The organism is Catonella massiliensis, assembly GCF_016651435.1.
Taxonomy (GTDB): domain Bacteria; phylum Bacillota; class Clostridia; order Lachnospirales; family Lachnospiraceae; genus Catonella; species Catonella massiliensis.
In genome coordinates this window covers 2,091,765-2,108,360 of sequence record NZ_JAEPRJ010000001.1, presented here as the reverse complement: position 1 = coordinate 2,108,360, position 16,596 = coordinate 2,091,765, and the positions used below count along the sequence as shown (strand labels likewise).

The following is a 16,596-nucleotide window of genomic DNA, read 5'->3' as shown; positions in this document are numbered from 1 at the left end:
GAAACAGGAATTACTGAGAAAGAGATAATATAGATTAGCGTAAAAGCCGCTGCCAATGGTAAAGGAGGACCTTATGTGGAAGAGATATAAGTATATGATACTCAGCTTCTTTTTTGTGGTGGGTATTTTTGTGGTGGGAGTGAAACTGCCGGATTTTGTAAGTGCTACAGGGACAGATAAGACTGATAAAGTAAGAGGCTCTCTATCAATGTCCTTTTATAATGGCAGCACCAGATTATATAATGAGAATAGTCAAATTATAGACATGAGTGAAGCAATCCGAGCAGAAATCGAGTTTTATGTAAAATTTAATGGGTCTTCTGATCCAACAGAACATATAGGTGCAGATGACTATGTTGAATTTTTTGTCGGTAATAAGCTTAGGTTTGCAGGAGATGACAGGAGTAAATCAAGTCTTAGTCTCCCTGCATATGACAACGTAACAGGTAAAAAAATCTGTGATGTGACATATACAGTTGACAATACGACTGGTGAGATAAAAGCAAGGTTTGATTTTAAAAACGCTGATCCTGATCTTCTCATAAAAAAAGGGGGTTATGTCAAATCAATATTAAATTTTGAAGTTGATCCTAGTAAAATTGACTTTGTAAATATAACCAATGAGACAGTCCGCTTATACGATAAGAACTATAAAGTATCAGGAGTAAAGAAAGACATAAATCTAGAATATGAAGGTGTACTTGATCCTAAGGAAGGAGTAATCAATTGGACAGCTACTATAGATGCGAAGAACCTAAGTATAGGGCCTAACGCTGCCTTTGACCTTACAGGATATAAAACCGTACTCAAAGTGAATGGAGATTGGAACACTACATATACTCACGGGAGCTTTGTGCCGGGAAGTTTTACGGTTAATGGAGTACCTAAAGCTGATGCTGACATTGCTGTTGTTGCGGCTCAAGCCTACGAGCAATATACGTATTCAATAATAGCAGCGGATCAGGCAGGGGATAAGATAGGTAAATTGGTGATAACCTTTAAGACAAAGGTTGATTTCAATATATCTTCAAGTACTGGTAGGAGTTATGATGGTAATGCGGCTATTTATGAGCCTGATTTTAGAAATGGTATAGATAAGCAATCCAATGTTAATGTTAAAAGGTTTGGTAGTAAATCTAGCGTTGATTTAGAAAGGCCTAAAAGTATAGCTTGGGTTATTGAAATTAATGAGGCAAATTATTCTGACCTGGGTAATGTCATAATTAAGGATATCTTAGGTAAAGATACCCTTGATAGGATGTCGCAGAATTTTGAAAAGGCATACTTTGTACCTGGCGATACATACATCGGAAAAGATTCATGGAATCCGCCTGCCGGTGCAGTTTCGGTATATCCATCTATATCTGGAAATGAGTACACATTTACCATACCTAATGTGGATAAACACTTAAAACTTGTAATTGTAACAAGTGTTAATCAGATGCTTGATAATGACTTTCTTACCTTTGAAAATGAAGCATATTACTACTGGGGAACTTCAACAGATTACAAGTTTAAGGCAAAGGCTGTTAAAAGTGTTGGTAAATTTGGATTAATTAAAAGTATAAGGCTGGAAGTAGAAGATCCATTGTATCCTGAAACAACAGTTTTGAAAGATGTGGGTGCCGGTGGTTTTGAAGTGGATTGGGTTCTGCAAGTTAAGAAGAATACAATGGATAGCACAGGAAGTTATTATATATACGATACTTTTATTCATGACACTTCAGTGAATGCGGATAGAAAATATCTAACCACTACAAATGGTTTTAGTATAAGAGAATATGGAAACCACTCAAATACAACACTTAGAAGTGGAATTGATTTCCAAAAGATAATGCCTGATAACAAAGATAATAGGCATCAGAGGCTTTCTGATCCTGCTAATCCTATCCATGATAATACTGCTGGAACAGATGGTAAAGTATATGAAATAGTTTATTCAGGAAGAGTAGTAGGATACTTAGTTGAGATAAAACTGAAAAATGGTGAGGATAATATCGCAAAAATTAAAGGTAGAATATCTGATCCAAGAACCATATTTAGCGAAAATAGTAGTTTTGATTCTGCTAAAGTTTATAATTATATGATACTTACCAGAGCCAATGAACGGGTGCAGGAAAAAAGTGCGCAGTACACATATTATCCTAAAATGTTAAAAAAAGATACCCTTACAAGTGCAGCTGCAATTAGATTCTTAAACAATCCAAACGCAGATGATGTAAATTATGATCTTTCTAGTAAAAGAGGTAATATTGTTTACAGAGATAATATGGTTAAGGATGCTACCGGATATAACAGTGATACTAAGTCGATTATATATCGCTTAAGTGTCAACGCATCAGGAGTTAAAGATGAATTTGGAGACTTTGGCAAGTTTGTTGTAAAAGACAGTTTGAAGGGTGGATTTAAGCTCACGCCTATTATTAAAGGCAGTTCACCTGCGGATGATAAGTATTTTCTTATATATAAAGGTTCGTCAGATTCTAACCTTGATTCATCAGTAGGGATTGTTAAGGCTGAAGGAAACTATCTATCAGATGCACAGTTAAGTGCTAATAATATAGTATCTACCCCAACGGATGTTGGGGGAAATAGGGTGGGTTATGAGTTTAAGTTTGATAAGATTGATGGCCCTTATGTTATCTTGTTCAAGGCAGATATGACGGATAAAACACCAACCTCTGAGTTTTTTAATGAGCACAAGGTTTATCAAAATGAGGCCACAATGGAACTTGAGGGAAAGATGGAGACTCTGAAGCTTAAACAATTCACTGGAAGTATAGGAACTGCAATTGATAACAGAATTTTTAATAAGACTGCACAAAAAAGTCAAGTATCACGTGAGGAGCCTGTAACGTGGATTATAGACTACATGCCACTTAAGAAGTATGCTCCAGGGGATAATACCAAGGTTAGATTAGTAGATACATTGGATCCGAGCAAGCCATTGCAGAATAGAGACAGAGCTGTGCTAAGAAAGGAAAAGGGAACCAACAACCTTATCTTTGAAGGTGATAATTATAAGATAGTAAAAGGAACATTTATCAGGGATAAGTACGAAAGTGGTATGACTTTTTCGGCAGAGGAAGAGATTACAGATGGTCTTGATCAGATATTTACATATGATTCAACAAAAGGTGAACTTAGTATAAATATTCCTGATAAGAACTCGGGCTATAGGATATCATATAAAACAGATTTTACAAAAAACATGCCTAGAGGAACAGAGTTTAACAATTCAATTGATTTATATGAGGACTCAACAAAAGTAAACGGTAACCGTTCCCGTGGATATACTGTAAAAGTTTCATCTGATGCCCAGGCACGTGCTTATGGAACCATTTATGATTTACCTTATGAAAGACTTTTTATAACGAAAACGAATGCTGAGGGTGCCAAATTGTCCGGAGCAAAGTTTAAGATTAAAAAGATTACAACAGGAGCTACTTCAGAGGAAGAAAAGATTTCTGAACCTACAGACGCTGAAGGACATACAAAGTTTGAAGAGTTGACTTCAGGAGAGTATCTGCTTACAGAGGAGACTCCACCAGCAGGATACGCAAAAGGAGAAACGCCGTATAAGATTAAGGTTGTAGAACTTGAGTATGGCTTTAAGACTAGCATAGCTGAAGATTATGGCGACAAGATAAAACTTGTTGACAATAATATTACAGTAATAAATGAACCGGCCAAGGAGGAACCTAATAAGCCTGGTGGAAGTGGTGAGACCCCAGGCGGTGGCGAAAACCCTAATCCTGCTCCTCCTCAAACTCCAAATACCGAAGAGCCAAAGCTGGCTCCAAAGGGAGATGAAGAGCCTAAGAAACCTGACAAGCCTGAGAATCCTAAAAAGGACAAGCCTTCAGACAAGGGGGGCAAGGATAAGCCTTCTGACCCTGATGAGCCAGGCCCAAATAAGGACAAGCCTTCAGTGCCTACTTATCCTTTAGATAACACTCCTGACCCTAATCTTCCAAACAGCCCAAAGGAGATAGATGTCATTTATCGTGATGGTACTCCTATAGGAAGATTCATAAAGAGAGACAGGGAAGATGGCAAAAAGGAATATGTTCTTAAGAGAGATGGAACTCCTCTAACCAGGTTTAAGAAAATTAATAAGGCAGAGCTTCCAAAGACGGGTGGTGTGGATAATATCTATTACTATCTGTTTGGTGCCGGATTTGCCCTTGTATCAGGAATGATATCAGGGATAATGGCAAGAAGACGCTACACAGTGCGAAAGAGAACTAACAATAAGTAATTAAATGAATATCCCATCCGGATGTGCAGATAAAGCATACTTCGGACGGGATTTTTTCAGGTTGCGTATTATTTAGATTTAGATTATAATTATGGAAAGAAGGGATTAGGGGGAAGTATTATTGAATACAGAAATAAAAAACGCAGTGAATGCCGCAGGAAATATGGCTCAGTATGATGCCAGAGTTAAGAGAATACTTGGTGAGAAGCACATATTGGCTCATATTTTGGCAAAAACAGTCGATGAATTTAAAGGGATGGATCCTAATGATATAGTGACATACATCGAAGGAGAGCCTAAGATAGGTATCGTACCGTTAGAACCTGGACTAACCAATATAGAAAAAACAGATGAGTCAGGACAAAGAGTTAAAGGCTTGAACTCTGAGAACATGGAAGCAAACGAAGGTTTGATTAGGTTTGACATTATATTTTATGTACGCTTAAAGAATGGGCTTTCACAGATTATAGTGAATGTTGAGGCTCAAAAGGATGAACCTGTCTCATATAAGATACTAAATAGAGCAATTTTCTACGTGAGTAGGCTTATATCGTCACAAAAGGAAAGAGATTTTGTAAATACTAACTATGACGATATAAAGCAGGTATTCAGCATCTGGGTATGTATGAATATGAGCAATAATAGTTTAAGTCATTTTCACCTTAAAAAAGATGAGATGTTAGAGCCATACGACTGGAAGGGCAATACTGATTTATTAAACATCGTGATGATTGGAGTGACAAATGAGCTTCCTGAACATGATGAAAAGTATGAGTTACATCGATTGATAGGAGCTTTATTGTCAGACAGATTAAGAGAAAATGAGAAACTTGATATCATAGAAAAGGAATATAAGATTCCTCTTAGCAACGATTTTAGAAAGGAAGTGGATACTATGTGTAACTTAAGCCAGGGAATAGTGGATAGGGTAACAGCAGAAGTAACAGCAGAAGTAACAGCAGAAGTAACGGCAAAGAATTTGATAGACTTTATTATCAATATGTATAAAAATAAATTCTCATTGGAACAAATCTCACTTGCAACGAAAAAGAGCGTTGATGAAGTGAAAAAAATTATTGAGGAGCAAGAGGCGGTTTTAGTATAGAGCTAATAAAGGAAGTGGATACTATGTGTAACTTAAGTCAGGGAATAGTGGATAGGGTAACAGCGGAAGTAACAGCAGAAGTAACAGCAAAGAATCTGATAGACTTTATTATGAACATGTACAATAATAAATTCTCATTGGAACAAATTTCACTTGCAACGAAAAAGAGCGTTGATGAAGTGAAAAAAATTATTGAGGAGAAAGAGGCGGTTTTAGTATAGAAATACAATAAAGTAAACCAAACATAACATAAGAGCCTGGAAACCACATATTTCCAGACTCTTATTTTTAGGCTCTAATGTCATAAGGCTTTTCTGCTTTTGACACAAACTTACCACATATAGCAATTACATACAAAAAAGATATGCATTGCGTCGGGTATTTTCTACTTGCATATTATGCCTCAAGCGTACTAAAATAAGCTGATGAATTGCTAATCACAAACACAGTCAAAGGAGACAGAATATGTGGAAGAAACAAAGGAAAGGACTGCTTAGCTTTTTGCTTATAACAGGAATCCTGTTGTCAGGATTTAGCACTCCAAGTTATGTTAAGGCAGAAGGCGGCAAAGACAAGACAGACTTAGTAAAGAATGAAACTACCACGCGCGTAGAGTTCAGACAGAATGGCACAGTCCTTAGTAATGAAAGCACAGATAAAATCGACATGTCAAAAGATATTCAGGTTGACATCGCATTTGATGCAGTGCTTAGTACTGACAAGCCTGAAAATGAACGTATTGCGAAAAATGATTACATTGTGTTTGATTTGGGAGACAAGTTAAAGTTTGCTTCTCCTAAAGAAGCGCTTAACGAGTTAACATTGCCTGTACTTGACGCAGCTACTAAGCTTAAAATAGCTGATGTTATCTACACAAGGGATGCAGGAACAGGTAATATAAAGGCAAAGTTTGACTTTACAAACATTGATCCCGAACTTCTTACTAAAGAAGGCGGTAAGGTACAGTCTACCTTGTTAATCAAGCCTGACCCTGAAAAGATTACCTATGACAGCTCCAATGTAGCTACAGTGAGGCTGTTTAATAAGACTTATGAAATAGGTAAACTTGATACTGAGGTTGTATTAACCAAAACAGGCGTACTTGATGCTAAAAACAGCAAGATAGACTGGACTATTTCAGCCGAAAGATATGTAAAAGGGACCAATCCTAAGCAGTATCTTAGCTTAGAGGGATATACACTTACTGACAACCTCTTTAATGATATTGTGGATGAGTACATAGACGGAAGCCTTAAGATAAACAATAAAGCAGTTACCCCTGAGGTAACCACAGCTGCCGACAATGCAAACAAAAAGAGCATTAGCTACAAGATTAAGGCAGAAGATTTAAGTGCAGCAAACAAAGGGACTGCAACATTTACGCTTAGTTCCAGAGTAGAGTTTGATGGCTTCCCTAACGGCGCAAAGGAAAAGACATACACGAATTCTGCTTCATTAACCAAGGATGGCGAATCTTACACGGCGTCAGCGCCTGTAGAGGTTAAAAAGTTCGGTCAGAAGACAGTTGTTAAGACAGATGATAACAACAAGATTGTATGGAGAATCTTAATCAATGAACCAAAGTATAATCTTGGTACTGTTACCATAAAGGATGAGCTTTCATCAGATACACTTTCACGAAAAGAGCAGACATTTAGTAAGGCATATTTTTACAGATTAAATGCTGACGGAACTAGGGGAGCTGAGACTGCAGCCACGTACACCAACGATGGCAAGACCTATACATTCACTATTCCTGATGTAAAGGAAGTGGTTGAACTCATCGTAGAATCCAATATCGAAAACGACATCTACGGAGGCAATTTCAGCAATGATGCCTTTGTATACTGGAACAATGAGAGCAAATACAAGGTAAAGCTTCATGAAGACCTTTATACCAACTCCAATGGAGTTGATAATGGCGAAATCACCAAGGAAGCTGACTACAAGGTGCTTGATACAGCTAAGTCAGACTTTAGGGACAAGCCTGATGATGAGAATAAGAAAAGAGTGGGCTATGAGCCTGTTTGGACAGTAAAGTTTAACAAGAGCAAGCTTACAGGAACGGATGCGTACTATGTATATGACACATTCATCTTTGATACAGATGTGGAAGTAGGCAGAAATGCCATGACTTCTGCAAATGGATTCTCCATAAGAAAGCACGGCGATACAGCTCCTGCAACACTTGCAAGTGGAGTAGAGTTCTCCAAAATTTTACCTAATAGAAACAGACACCAGAAGCTCTTAAATGCTGACGCTCCGCTAATATCTAATTCACCGGGTCTTACAGGCAGCGTATATGATGTATATAAGGATAATAAGCTTGTTGGACATATTCTTGAGCTTAAGCTTGTTGCCGGAGTGGACAATGAGGCTAAGTTTAAGTCAAGAATAATGGATAGAAACATACTTCTTAACAATGAGTACGGTGGTATAACTGATGGTGCATTTAACTCAGTAGTTCTTACCAAGAACGGCGAGGCTGTTGAAGAGAAGAATGCAGGATACAGATACAATGCTAAGATGATTGAGAAGCATATGCTTTCAAAGACAGCGGCAAAGAGCTTCTTATCAAACTTTAATGCAGATGCAGTAAACAGCGATGTCTTTGATGACAATACAGCAATGGCAAAGGACAACAGAGAAAGCGCTTATGATAAAGAATCAAAATCCATAGTATACAGAATCAGCGTAAATGCGGAAGATATTAAGGATGTACAAGGCGAGCTTGGCAAGTTCTTTGTAAATGACAATCTTGAAGCGGGCTTTAAGTTTGCGCCTATCATTGAAGATAAGACAAATCCTGCAAACAACAAATATTTTCTTATCTACAAGGGAACTCCTGCTACAGATGTTACCAGATTTGATGCGACTGTAAAGGCTACAGGTTCATATCTTTCAGAGGCTGAGCTTACGGCTAATAACATCTCTGTAGAATTTAGTGGAAATGCAGACGATAAGACCTCTGCTAAGTTTACATTTAATAGACTCAACGGCCCTTATGTTATATTTGTAAAGGCTGAGATGGCAGATAAGACTTCAAACAGCCCATTCTTCAACAGATTAAGCACAACCGGCAATACCGTAGAGATGGGTATTGAAAACTTTGGTGACAGGCTTTACCGTGTTGTAAAGGCTGATGTTGATGAAACTGTGCTTAAGAAAGAGCTTGACACTACTGTTGGTGACGAGAAGGGTTACATCAAGTGGAATCTTTCTTACAAGCCTTATAAGACATACGAGGCTGGTGACGAGACAAAGATACAGATAGAAGATAAGCTCACAGGTAACATCGCACTCAGAAAAGAGCAGGGAACTGACAAGCTTGTATTTGATGGAGATAACTACAAGATTTGGAAGGGAAGATTTGACGACAAGGGCAATTTCACGGACGCTGTGGAGATTACAGAAGGCCTTGACAAGATATTTACATATAACCAGACAGAAGGAAAGCTCATTGCCAATATTCCTGACAAGAATACCTCTTACAAGATTTCTTATATTACGGACTACACTGATAGTACCAGAGTAGGCGATGCTGTTGGCAATGAAGCTGCACTCATCGAGAACTCTGTACGAAAGGGTGATAGCAGGACTGTAACTCATACAGTGACAGCTGTTGCATCAGGTACAATCAATGACAAGAAATATGACCGCCTCGAGGTAGTAAAGACAAACACAAGTGGAGATAAGCTATCAGGTGCAGGTTTCAGACTTAAGAGACTTGCAGAGGCAGGAATGACTGAAAAGGACATGGGTCTTAAGACTACTGCCACAGAAGGCTCTATAAGATTTGAAGAGCTTACAGCAGGAAATTATACCTTGACTGAAGAGGTTGCACCTACAGGATATGTAAACAACAATCTTGCAATCAGCCTAAAGGTAACAAAGCTTGAAAGCGGATTTAAGGTTGAATTAGTTGGAGATTATACAGGTATTGCTAAGATAGAGCAGAATGTGCTTACTATCGTGAATAAGAAGCCTGGCGAAGATACTCCTGTTAATCCGCCAAGCCCTGTAATACCTCCGGTTCCTGTTAATCCAACCGTACCGGTATATCCACCAAGCCCTGAGAATCCGGTGACACCGGTCAATCCACCAAGTCCTGAGAACCCAACCAATCCTGTGAATCCACCAAGTCCTGAGGATCCGGGCAAGCCAAGTAAGCCTGGCAAGACTGTGGATGTCGACAAGGATAAGACTCCTAAGGGCGATAACCCTGCAGATGGTGGCAAGAAGACACCTACAAAGCCTGGCAACAAGCCTAACAAGGATAATGGCATCAAGGTTATTGATGACAGGACTCCACGGGGAGATAACAAGCAGAGACTTCCTAGAACAGGCGGTACTAACACAGGCCTGTACTATGGTGTAGGAGCAGGCCTATTGCTGTTAGCAGGTTTTGCAGTTATTAGAAGCAAAAAGAAAGAGCAGTAATTAGAATAAAGGACTAGATATTTGGATATATACCCCCACTCCTTATGCCAAAGAGGTATGAGAGGGTGGGGGTTTTGTATTTACAAATGGAGATGGACATATCGGAATAAATATACTACAATGTGGTTATTAGATGCAGTTTAACTAACTGTACAAAGTATAATTTATAGCAATATTAGAATGAATATGTGGGTAAGGCGTTAAAATTAAATACAGCAGTAGGAGATTAGTGTGAAAGAAAGTATAGGAAAGCCATAGATTGGCGCACTTAACTAAGCTGTCTAAGGCAGGCAACTTTTTGAAGTGTTATTGAGTTAGAAAATTCGATTAAGAAGCTACTGGCTCATCAGGAGGAAGTAGTCCCTCTCGTTGCAATAGTTTCTTGGCTTGCTTGATAGCTTTTGCCTTTTGTTTTTCAATAAGAGCTTCAGGCACATCGATTTTATAAAGGTCGCTCGGATTCCACTGCTCGCCAGTAGACAGCATTTGGTAGATGGCAGTAAGAATCATACGGGCAATAGCGATAATGGCTCTTTTCTTGCCACGACGTTTAACAAGAGATTCATATTTCTTTTTGTAGTAAGGAGATTGGTCAGATTTTACGGCTGCATGAGCACACTGTACTAATGCAGGTTTGAGGTAGACTCCGGCACGTGTAATCCGAACAGATTTCTTCTTACCAGCAGATTCATTGCTGCCAGGTGTTAAACCAGCCCAACAGCATAAACGTTTGGAACTTGAGAACTGAGACATATCCGTACCGATTTCGGAGATGATAGTTATTGCACTATCACATTTGACACCCGGAATGGTACAGAGGAACTGGACAGCATTTTCAAAATCAGGATTAGAAGAAATCATATTTTCTATCATTTTATCAACATCTTTGATTTCTGCTGTGATATAATCCATATGTGCGCGGACGAGGCGCATACGGTATTTTTGGGCATCAGTCATCTGATATCCTTCGACGGATTCTATAACAGCATCTTCTTTGGATTTGAGGCTCCGAAGAAGCTTAGATGCGATTTCTTCGTGGTTAATGGATGTACCCGATTGTTCAAGTCGATAGTCGATAATGGACGTGGACGACTTCCCAAAGATATCGGAAACAACAGAATCTAATGCAACATTACAAACAGTAAGAGCATTCTGGTATCGATTCTTTTCACTTGAACGGCAGGAAACAAGCTTGCAACGATAGCGAGTGTATTCCCTGAGAATACGGACTATCTTACAAGGGATATAGCTGCCTTTGACAAGTCCGAGACGGAATAAATCCCCAATCCATTTAGAATCTTTGGTATCATCTTTGTTGCCTTTCACAGCCTTTACCCACTTGGGATTGGCAATGACAACATTGATCTCATCTTCCAGAAGATTAAAGACAGGAACCCAGTATTTGCCTGTGGATTCCATACAAACATCATGGCAGTCATTGTCAAGAAGCCATTGCTTGAATTCAAGAATTGAATTGTTAAAGGTGGAAAAGCGTTTCTTTTGGTAAGATGGTTCAATGCCACCGGTGGTTTTGACGATTGTGGCAACGAGAAAAGATTTGTGAACATCGACACCACAACAGATTTGGTAAGTAACTTTCATAGTCAGACTCCTTTCGTAAATGATAAGAAGCCATTGACTGAACTGCCACACAATTAAACTAAGGCGCTTAAACAATTCTTAGTGTACGGATTCGTAATACCACTCATTTGTGCTTGAAAAGGCAGAACTTACACTGATTATTATGCTGTCTAAAACGAAGAAAGTTATTACAACTCCTCCTCACGTGCTTTGTAGTATAGCTTCTTGCAAACCATTTTAAAGCAAAACGTAGAGAGTTGAAACACTTTCATTACTATTTGTGCCGCCAGCCGAAGGCGGCGGAATGGAGATTATTATGTATAAGGGATTTAAAATGAAACTATATCCGGGGATGGAAAAGGAATATGAAGACCGTCATAGCAAGCTATGGGATGAGATGAAGGAGATGATACACGAACATGGAGGCAGAAATTATACCATTTTCCTAGATTCTGAGACAAATACGTTGTTTGGTTATATCGAGATTGAGGATGAAGAAAAGTGGAAGAATGGTGCGGATACTGCGATAAACCGCAAGTGGTGGCACTATATGTCAGATATAATGGAAACTAATGAAGATGAGAGTCCGGTTTGCGTAGATTTGAAACCGGTATTTCACTTAGATTAAAAGAAATACTGGTAATTAGCACATATTAAAATTTGGATGCTATCTGTACTTTGAAAGCTTGAAGTAAATTAGATAAATAAATGGGTAGCAGGTTCAACTGCTACCCGTTACTGTAATAATGTATAATTTAGGGCAATAGTGAGCAAATGGAAATTCTCTTGTCAACTTGCCGGTTAAGAGAATTTACTTCACCAGATATTTCAAATAGCCATAGCCCTTCTCGTCCATCTCATCATAAGGAATGAACTCAAGTGAAGCACCGTTTATACAGTATCTCTGACCGCCCATTTCCTTAGGACCATCGTTAAATACATGTCCCAGATGAGCATCACCGCTCCTACTCCTTACTTCTGTTCTATGCATAAAATGACTGTTATCCTCGAAGTACTTGACTACATCCTTAGATATAGGCTTTGAAAAACTTGGCCAGCCACAGCCTGATTCGAACTTGTCGGTAGAAGAAAAAAGTGGCTCTTTTGTGGTTATGTCTACATAGATGCCACGCTTAAAGTTGTCGTGGTATTCATGTGAAAATGCTCTTTCAGTGGCACTATTCTGTGTCACATCATATTGAATGTCAGTAAGATTTTTCTTCAATTCTTCATCTGACGGTTTGATGTATCTTGAAGAGTCTATTACTGGCTCCTCATCCTTATCAAGCGGCTTATCGGCAAGCGAGAGGTCTATGTGACAGTATCCACCCGGATTCTTCTCGAGATAATCCTGATGATACTCTTCCGCGTCATAAAACTGCTTGAGAGGTTCTACTTCTATGGCTATAGGCTTATCGTGCTTTGTCTGCTCTTTTGCCAGTATATTCTCTATAATGGTTTTATCTGCTTCATCAGTATAATAAATCCCGGTTCTATACTGTGTACCTACATCATTTCCCTGCTTATTTACGCTGACAGGATTTACCACTCTTAAGTAATGAGCCAGTATATCCTCAAGGCTTATAATGTCAGGATTGTAAACCACTTTTACGGTCTCAGCATGACCGCTGGTCTTAAGGTCGTAGTAGGACGGATTTTCTGTCTTTCCGTTGGCATAACCGCTTACAGCGTCTTCAACACCATTTAATTTCTGCATATAGGCTTCAAGCCCCCAGAAACAACCGCCCGCAAGGTGGATAACCTTTACCTTAGTTTTATCATAGTTTTTCATTTTGTTATTTCCTTTCTTAGGGCCGCCTGCATCATTACTTTGTCTACCTGCTTGTAAATCGGCATTTTTATTAACGAAATTTATCGCAAAATACAAGATTGCAGCTACAAGAAGTACCGGTACAAACAATAATAATTTAAACTTACGCATAGATATCTCCTTTGTAACTAATTATCTTCAGGTAAACAAGCTTTAATATCGTCTTCCAAAGAAGAATGACATAACAGCAATTACAACAACTGCTCCAAAGACAGATGGAATAATTGCCATACCTGCAAGACGAGGTCCCCAGCTTCCAAGTAGTGCCTGTCCTACAGCGGAACCTATAAGACCTGCTATTATATTTTTTATCCAACCCATTGAATGGTCTTTGTTTGTAATAAGACTGCCAAGCCATCCGATAAATGCACCAACTATTAATGACCAGATCATAATGATACCTCCAATATATTTGTATTTTAAGGGTAAAACAGTGGATATTTTCATCAAGTGTTAAGAAATATTCAGTGATTGTAATGCCCTCAATATCTATATAGAATAAACAGATGTTAGAAACTTGTCAAGTTTATTAACGTACATTAATAATATATCGACATTTATTAAAAAAACCTTTAATAAATCTTTAAAAAAGTTGTTGACAAATATGTCGAAACTGTGGTATCATACTATCCGTTGCCCCACAAAAGACTACTTGATATAAACTAAAAAATCTAGTATACAAGCGGTTTGTAAGGCAAAGAACCTTGATAACTAAATAGTGAGACAATCTTGAAAATTCAAACGAACGCGTATAAGTAGTAATACTTGTACACCTTTAAAAAACAGTAAAATTATCGACTTTAGCCGGTCGATAACGGAATGAGCAAAGATTAAAGTCAGCTCATTTTGAACGAGGCAAACACTTTTTATGAGAGTTTGATCCTGGCTCAGGATGAACGCTGGCGGCGTGCCTAACACATGCAAGTCGAACGGAGATTACGGACGGAAGTTTTCGGATGGAAGACTGTAATTCTTAGTGGCGGACGGGTGAGTAACGCGTGGGCAACCTGCCCTATACAGGGGGATAGCAGCTGGAAACGGCTGGTAAGACCGCATAAGTCGGCGAGACCGCATGGTTTTGTCGGGAAATGAGCAATCAGGTATAGGATGGGCCCGCGTCCGATTAGCCAGTTGGCAGGGTAAAAGCCTACCAAAGCAACGATCGGTAGCCGGACTGAGAGGTCGGACGGCCACATTGGGACTGAGACACGGCCCAAACTCCTACGGGAGGCAGCAGTGGGGGATATTGCACAATGGAGGAAACTCTGATGCAGCGACGCCGCGTGAGTGAAGAAGTATTTCGGTATGTAAAGCTCTATCAGCAGGGAAGATGATGACGGTACCTGACTAAGAAGCCCCGGCTAACTACGTGCCAGCAGCCGCGGTAATACGTAGGGGGCAAGCGTTATCCGGATTTACTGGGTGTAAAGGGAGCGCAGGCGGTTTGGCAAGTTGAGAGTGGAAGCAGGGGGCTCAACCCCTTGACTGCTCCCAAAACTGTTAAACTTGAGTATGGGAGAGGCAGGCGGAATTCCTAGTGTAGCGGTGAAATGCTTAGATATTAGGAAGAACACCGGTGGCGAAGGCGGCCTGCTGGACCAAAACTGACGCTGAGGCTCGAAAGCGTGGGTAGCAAACAGGATTAGATACCCTGGTAGTCCACGCTGTAAACGATGAATACTAGGTGCTGGGAGGCATAAGCCTTTCGGTGCCGTCGCAAACGCATTAAGTATTCCACCTGGGGAGTACGTTCGCAAGAATGAAACTCAAAGGAATTGACGGGGACCCGCACAAGCGGTGGAGCATGTGGTTTAATTCGACGCAACGCGAAGAACCTTACCCGGTCTTGAGATCCTCCTGAATACAGGGTAATGCCTGTAGTCCTTCGGGACAGGAGAGACAGGTGGTGCATGGTTGTCGTCAGCTCGTGTCGTGAGATGTTGGGTTAAGTCCCGCAACGAGCGCAACCCCTATTTTTAGTAGCCAGCGGTTAGGCCGGGCACTCTAGAAAGACTGCCGAGGATAACTCGGAGGAAGGCGGGGATGACGTCAAATCATCATGCCCCTTATGACCGGGGCTACACACGTGCTACAATGGCAGTTACAGAGGGAAGCGAAGGCGTGAGCCGGAGCAAATCCCAGAAAGGCTGCCTCAGTTCGGATTGTAGTCTGCAACTCGACTACATGAAGCTGGAATCGCTAGTAATCGCGAATCAGAATGTCGCGGTGAATACGTTCCCGGGTCTTGTACACACCGCCCGTCACACCATGGGAGTCGGAAATGCCCGAAGTCAGTGGCCTAACCGCAAGGGAGGAGCTGCCGAAGGCAGGTCTGGTGACTGGGGTGAAGTCGTAACAAGGTAGCCGTATCGGAAGGTGCGGCTGGATCACCTCCTTTCTAAGGAAGAAGAAGTAGAGATTGTTTCACTGTTTAGGTATCAAGCGAGCAACTTTGTAGCTGAGCGAGAGAAAATGTGAAAGCTTGCTTTCAGACATTTTCGAGAGCGAAGATACAAGCTCGAGCCAAACTCTAGCGAGGACGAACGAAGTGAGTTCGAGCTAGTTTGGATCGAAAGTTGCGAGATGAAGTACCCAAATACGTCTGGTGGCGATGCGTCTAGGGGTCACACCCGTTCTCATCCCGAACACGAAGGTTAAGGCCTAGGCGGCCGATGGTACTGCACTGGAGACGGTGTGGGAGAGTAGGTGGCTGCCAGACATTGTTTTCTCAACGAGCTTAAGGCGAAGCCGTGAAGCGAGTCTAGAAAACAAGTCGTTCTTTTGAGCGAAGCGCGAAAGAACTTCCTCTAATAAACTCTACACTCTTCGAGTAAGAGCGAAGCTCGAACGAAAGTAAGTTGCTTCAGTGGTAGCGATAAAAGAGTTGAGTGTTAAACTAATTTAATATCCAAACTTCAATTAGTGATTTGATGTAATCAATAACTAGATAATAGTTATCAGTTGGTTGTATCAAATGACTGATTGAAAAGTCAGTAAAATGTACCTTGAAAACTGCATACCGAACAAATATTTATGCAAGTATAGCTTTTGATGATTTATTCATTAAGGGATATACAGCTAGATATGATACAACATCGAGAAATTGAATTTCTGATTAGTACAAGTTGAAAAACAAGTGCGGTTTAGAATTCAATAAAACAATGTATTTATTAAAAAGATTTAATACTGATACGCTAGTCAGTGTTAAATTAAAGAGAACCATAATGAGTTATCTAAAATACCGTTGAGATGGGTCACTCGCAGAAATGCTTCGCATTTCACGCTCGTGATAGGCGTTTCGTAGAAACGCCTCCTCCACGGTACACACCGTCGTCTGCAAGCGAGCTTGCGCCGCCGGCGATGTACCGTGTAGCATTC

General features: G+C 40.1%; 8 protein-coding genes and 2 rRNA genes. 7 read left to right on the top strand and 3 right to left on the bottom strand.

Annotation, left to right across the window (positions count from 1 at the left end; translation table 11 throughout):
* The first annotated feature begins 73 nt into the window (after nt 1–73).
* From JJN12_RS09380 to JJN12_RS09365, 4 genes are all read left to right on the top strand, one after another.
* Nucleotides 74–4,261, top strand: a complete 4,188-nt coding sequence (locus tag JJN12_RS09380; RefSeq protein WP_208429434.1) for a SpaA isopeptide-forming pilin-related protein — start codon at nt 74–76, stop codon at nt 4,259–4,261.
* Nucleotides 4,262–4,382: 121 nt separating this feature from the next.
* Nucleotides 4,383–5,366, top strand: a complete 984-nt coding sequence (locus JJN12_RS09375) for a hypothetical protein (RefSeq protein ID WP_208429433.1) — start codon at nt 4,383–4,385, stop codon at nt 5,364–5,366.
* Between the two features lie 23 nt (nt 5,367–5,389).
* Nucleotides 5,390–5,587 carry a hypothetical protein gene (locus JJN12_RS09370; RefSeq protein ID WP_208429432.1) on the top strand — a complete coding sequence of 66 codons (198 nt, stop codon included), beginning with the start codon at nt 5,390–5,392 and terminating at the stop codon, nt 5,585–5,587.
* A 244-nt stretch (nt 5,588–5,831) separates the two neighbouring features.
* Complete coding sequence (locus JJN12_RS09365; RefSeq protein ID WP_208429431.1) at nt 5,832–9,806, top strand: SpaA isopeptide-forming pilin-related protein; 3,975 nt, start codon at nt 5,832–5,834, stop codon at nt 9,804–9,806.
* Between the two features lie 327 nt (nt 9,807–10,133).
* On the opposite strand, the gene JJN12_RS09360 is transcribed toward JJN12_RS09365, so the two are convergent.
* Nucleotides 10,134–11,408: an IS110 family RNA-guided transposase gene (locus JJN12_RS09360; protein WP_208429430.1), complete on the bottom strand. Its 1,275-nt coding sequence runs from the start codon at nt 11,406–11,408 to the stop codon at nt 10,134–10,136.
* Between the two features lie 295 nt (nt 11,409–11,703).
* Between JJN12_RS09360 and rhaM the strand changes: the two genes are divergently transcribed.
* Nucleotides 11,704–12,015, top strand: a complete 312-nt coding sequence (gene rhaM / locus JJN12_RS09355) for an L-rhamnose mutarotase (protein WP_208429429.1) — start codon at nt 11,704–11,706, stop codon at nt 12,013–12,015.
* A gap of 183 nt (nt 12,016–12,198) precedes the next feature.
* On the opposite strand, the gene msrAB is transcribed toward rhaM, so the two are convergent.
* Together msrAB and JJN12_RS09345 are read right to left on the bottom strand one after the other, a co-directional pair.
* Nucleotides 12,199–13,329: a bifunctional peptide-methionine (S)-S-oxide reductase MsrA/peptide-methionine (R)-S-oxide reductase MsrB gene (gene msrAB / locus JJN12_RS09350; RefSeq protein WP_208429428.1), complete on the bottom strand. Its 1,131-nt coding sequence runs from the start codon at nt 13,327–13,329 to the stop codon at nt 12,199–12,201.
* Nucleotides 13,330–13,371: 42 nt separating this feature from the next.
* On the bottom strand, nt 13,372–13,611 hold the full coding sequence (locus JJN12_RS09345) for a GlsB/YeaQ/YmgE family stress response membrane protein (protein WP_236013758.1): 240 nt from the start codon (nt 13,609–13,611) through the stop codon (nt 13,372–13,374).
* 471 nt (nt 13,612–14,082) lie between these two features.
* Between JJN12_RS09345 and JJN12_RS09340 the strand changes: the two genes are divergently transcribed.
* Together JJN12_RS09340 and rrf are read left to right on the top strand one after the other, a co-directional pair.
* A 16S ribosomal RNA gene (locus JJN12_RS09340) occupies nt 14,083–15,616 on the top strand.
* Between the two features lie 203 nt (nt 15,617–15,819).
* Nucleotides 15,820–15,937: ribosomal RNA gene (gene rrf / locus JJN12_RS09335) — 5S ribosomal RNA — on the top strand.
* Nucleotides 15,938–16,596: the final 659 nt, after the last annotated feature.

Bases quoted from the DNA above. Each gene is read 5' to 3' on its own strand.
- JJN12_RS09365 (WP_208429431.1), top strand. From the start codon at position 5,832: ATGTGGAAGAAACAAAGGAAAGGACTGCTTAGCTTTTTGCTTATAACA.
- JJN12_RS09360 (WP_208429430.1), bottom strand. From the start codon at position 11,408: ATGAAAGTTACTTACCAAATCTGTTGTGGTGTCGATGTTCACAAATCT.
- msrAB (WP_208429428.1), bottom strand. From the start codon at position 13,329: ATGCGTAAGTTTAAATTATTATTGTTTGTACCGGTACTTCTTGTAGCT.
- JJN12_RS09370 (WP_208429432.1), top strand. From the start codon at position 5,390: ATGTGTAACTTAAGTCAGGGAATAGTGGATAGGGTAACAGCGGAAGTA.
- JJN12_RS09380 (WP_208429434.1), top strand. From the start codon at position 74: ATGTGGAAGAGATATAAGTATATGATACTCAGCTTCTTTTTTGTGGTG.
- JJN12_RS09345 (WP_236013758.1), bottom strand. From the start codon at position 13,611: ATGATCTGGTCATTAATAGTTGGTGCATTTATCGGATGGCTTGGCAGT.
- rhaM (WP_208429429.1), top strand. From the start codon at position 11,704: ATGTATAAGGGATTTAAAATGAAACTATATCCGGGGATGGAAAAGGAA.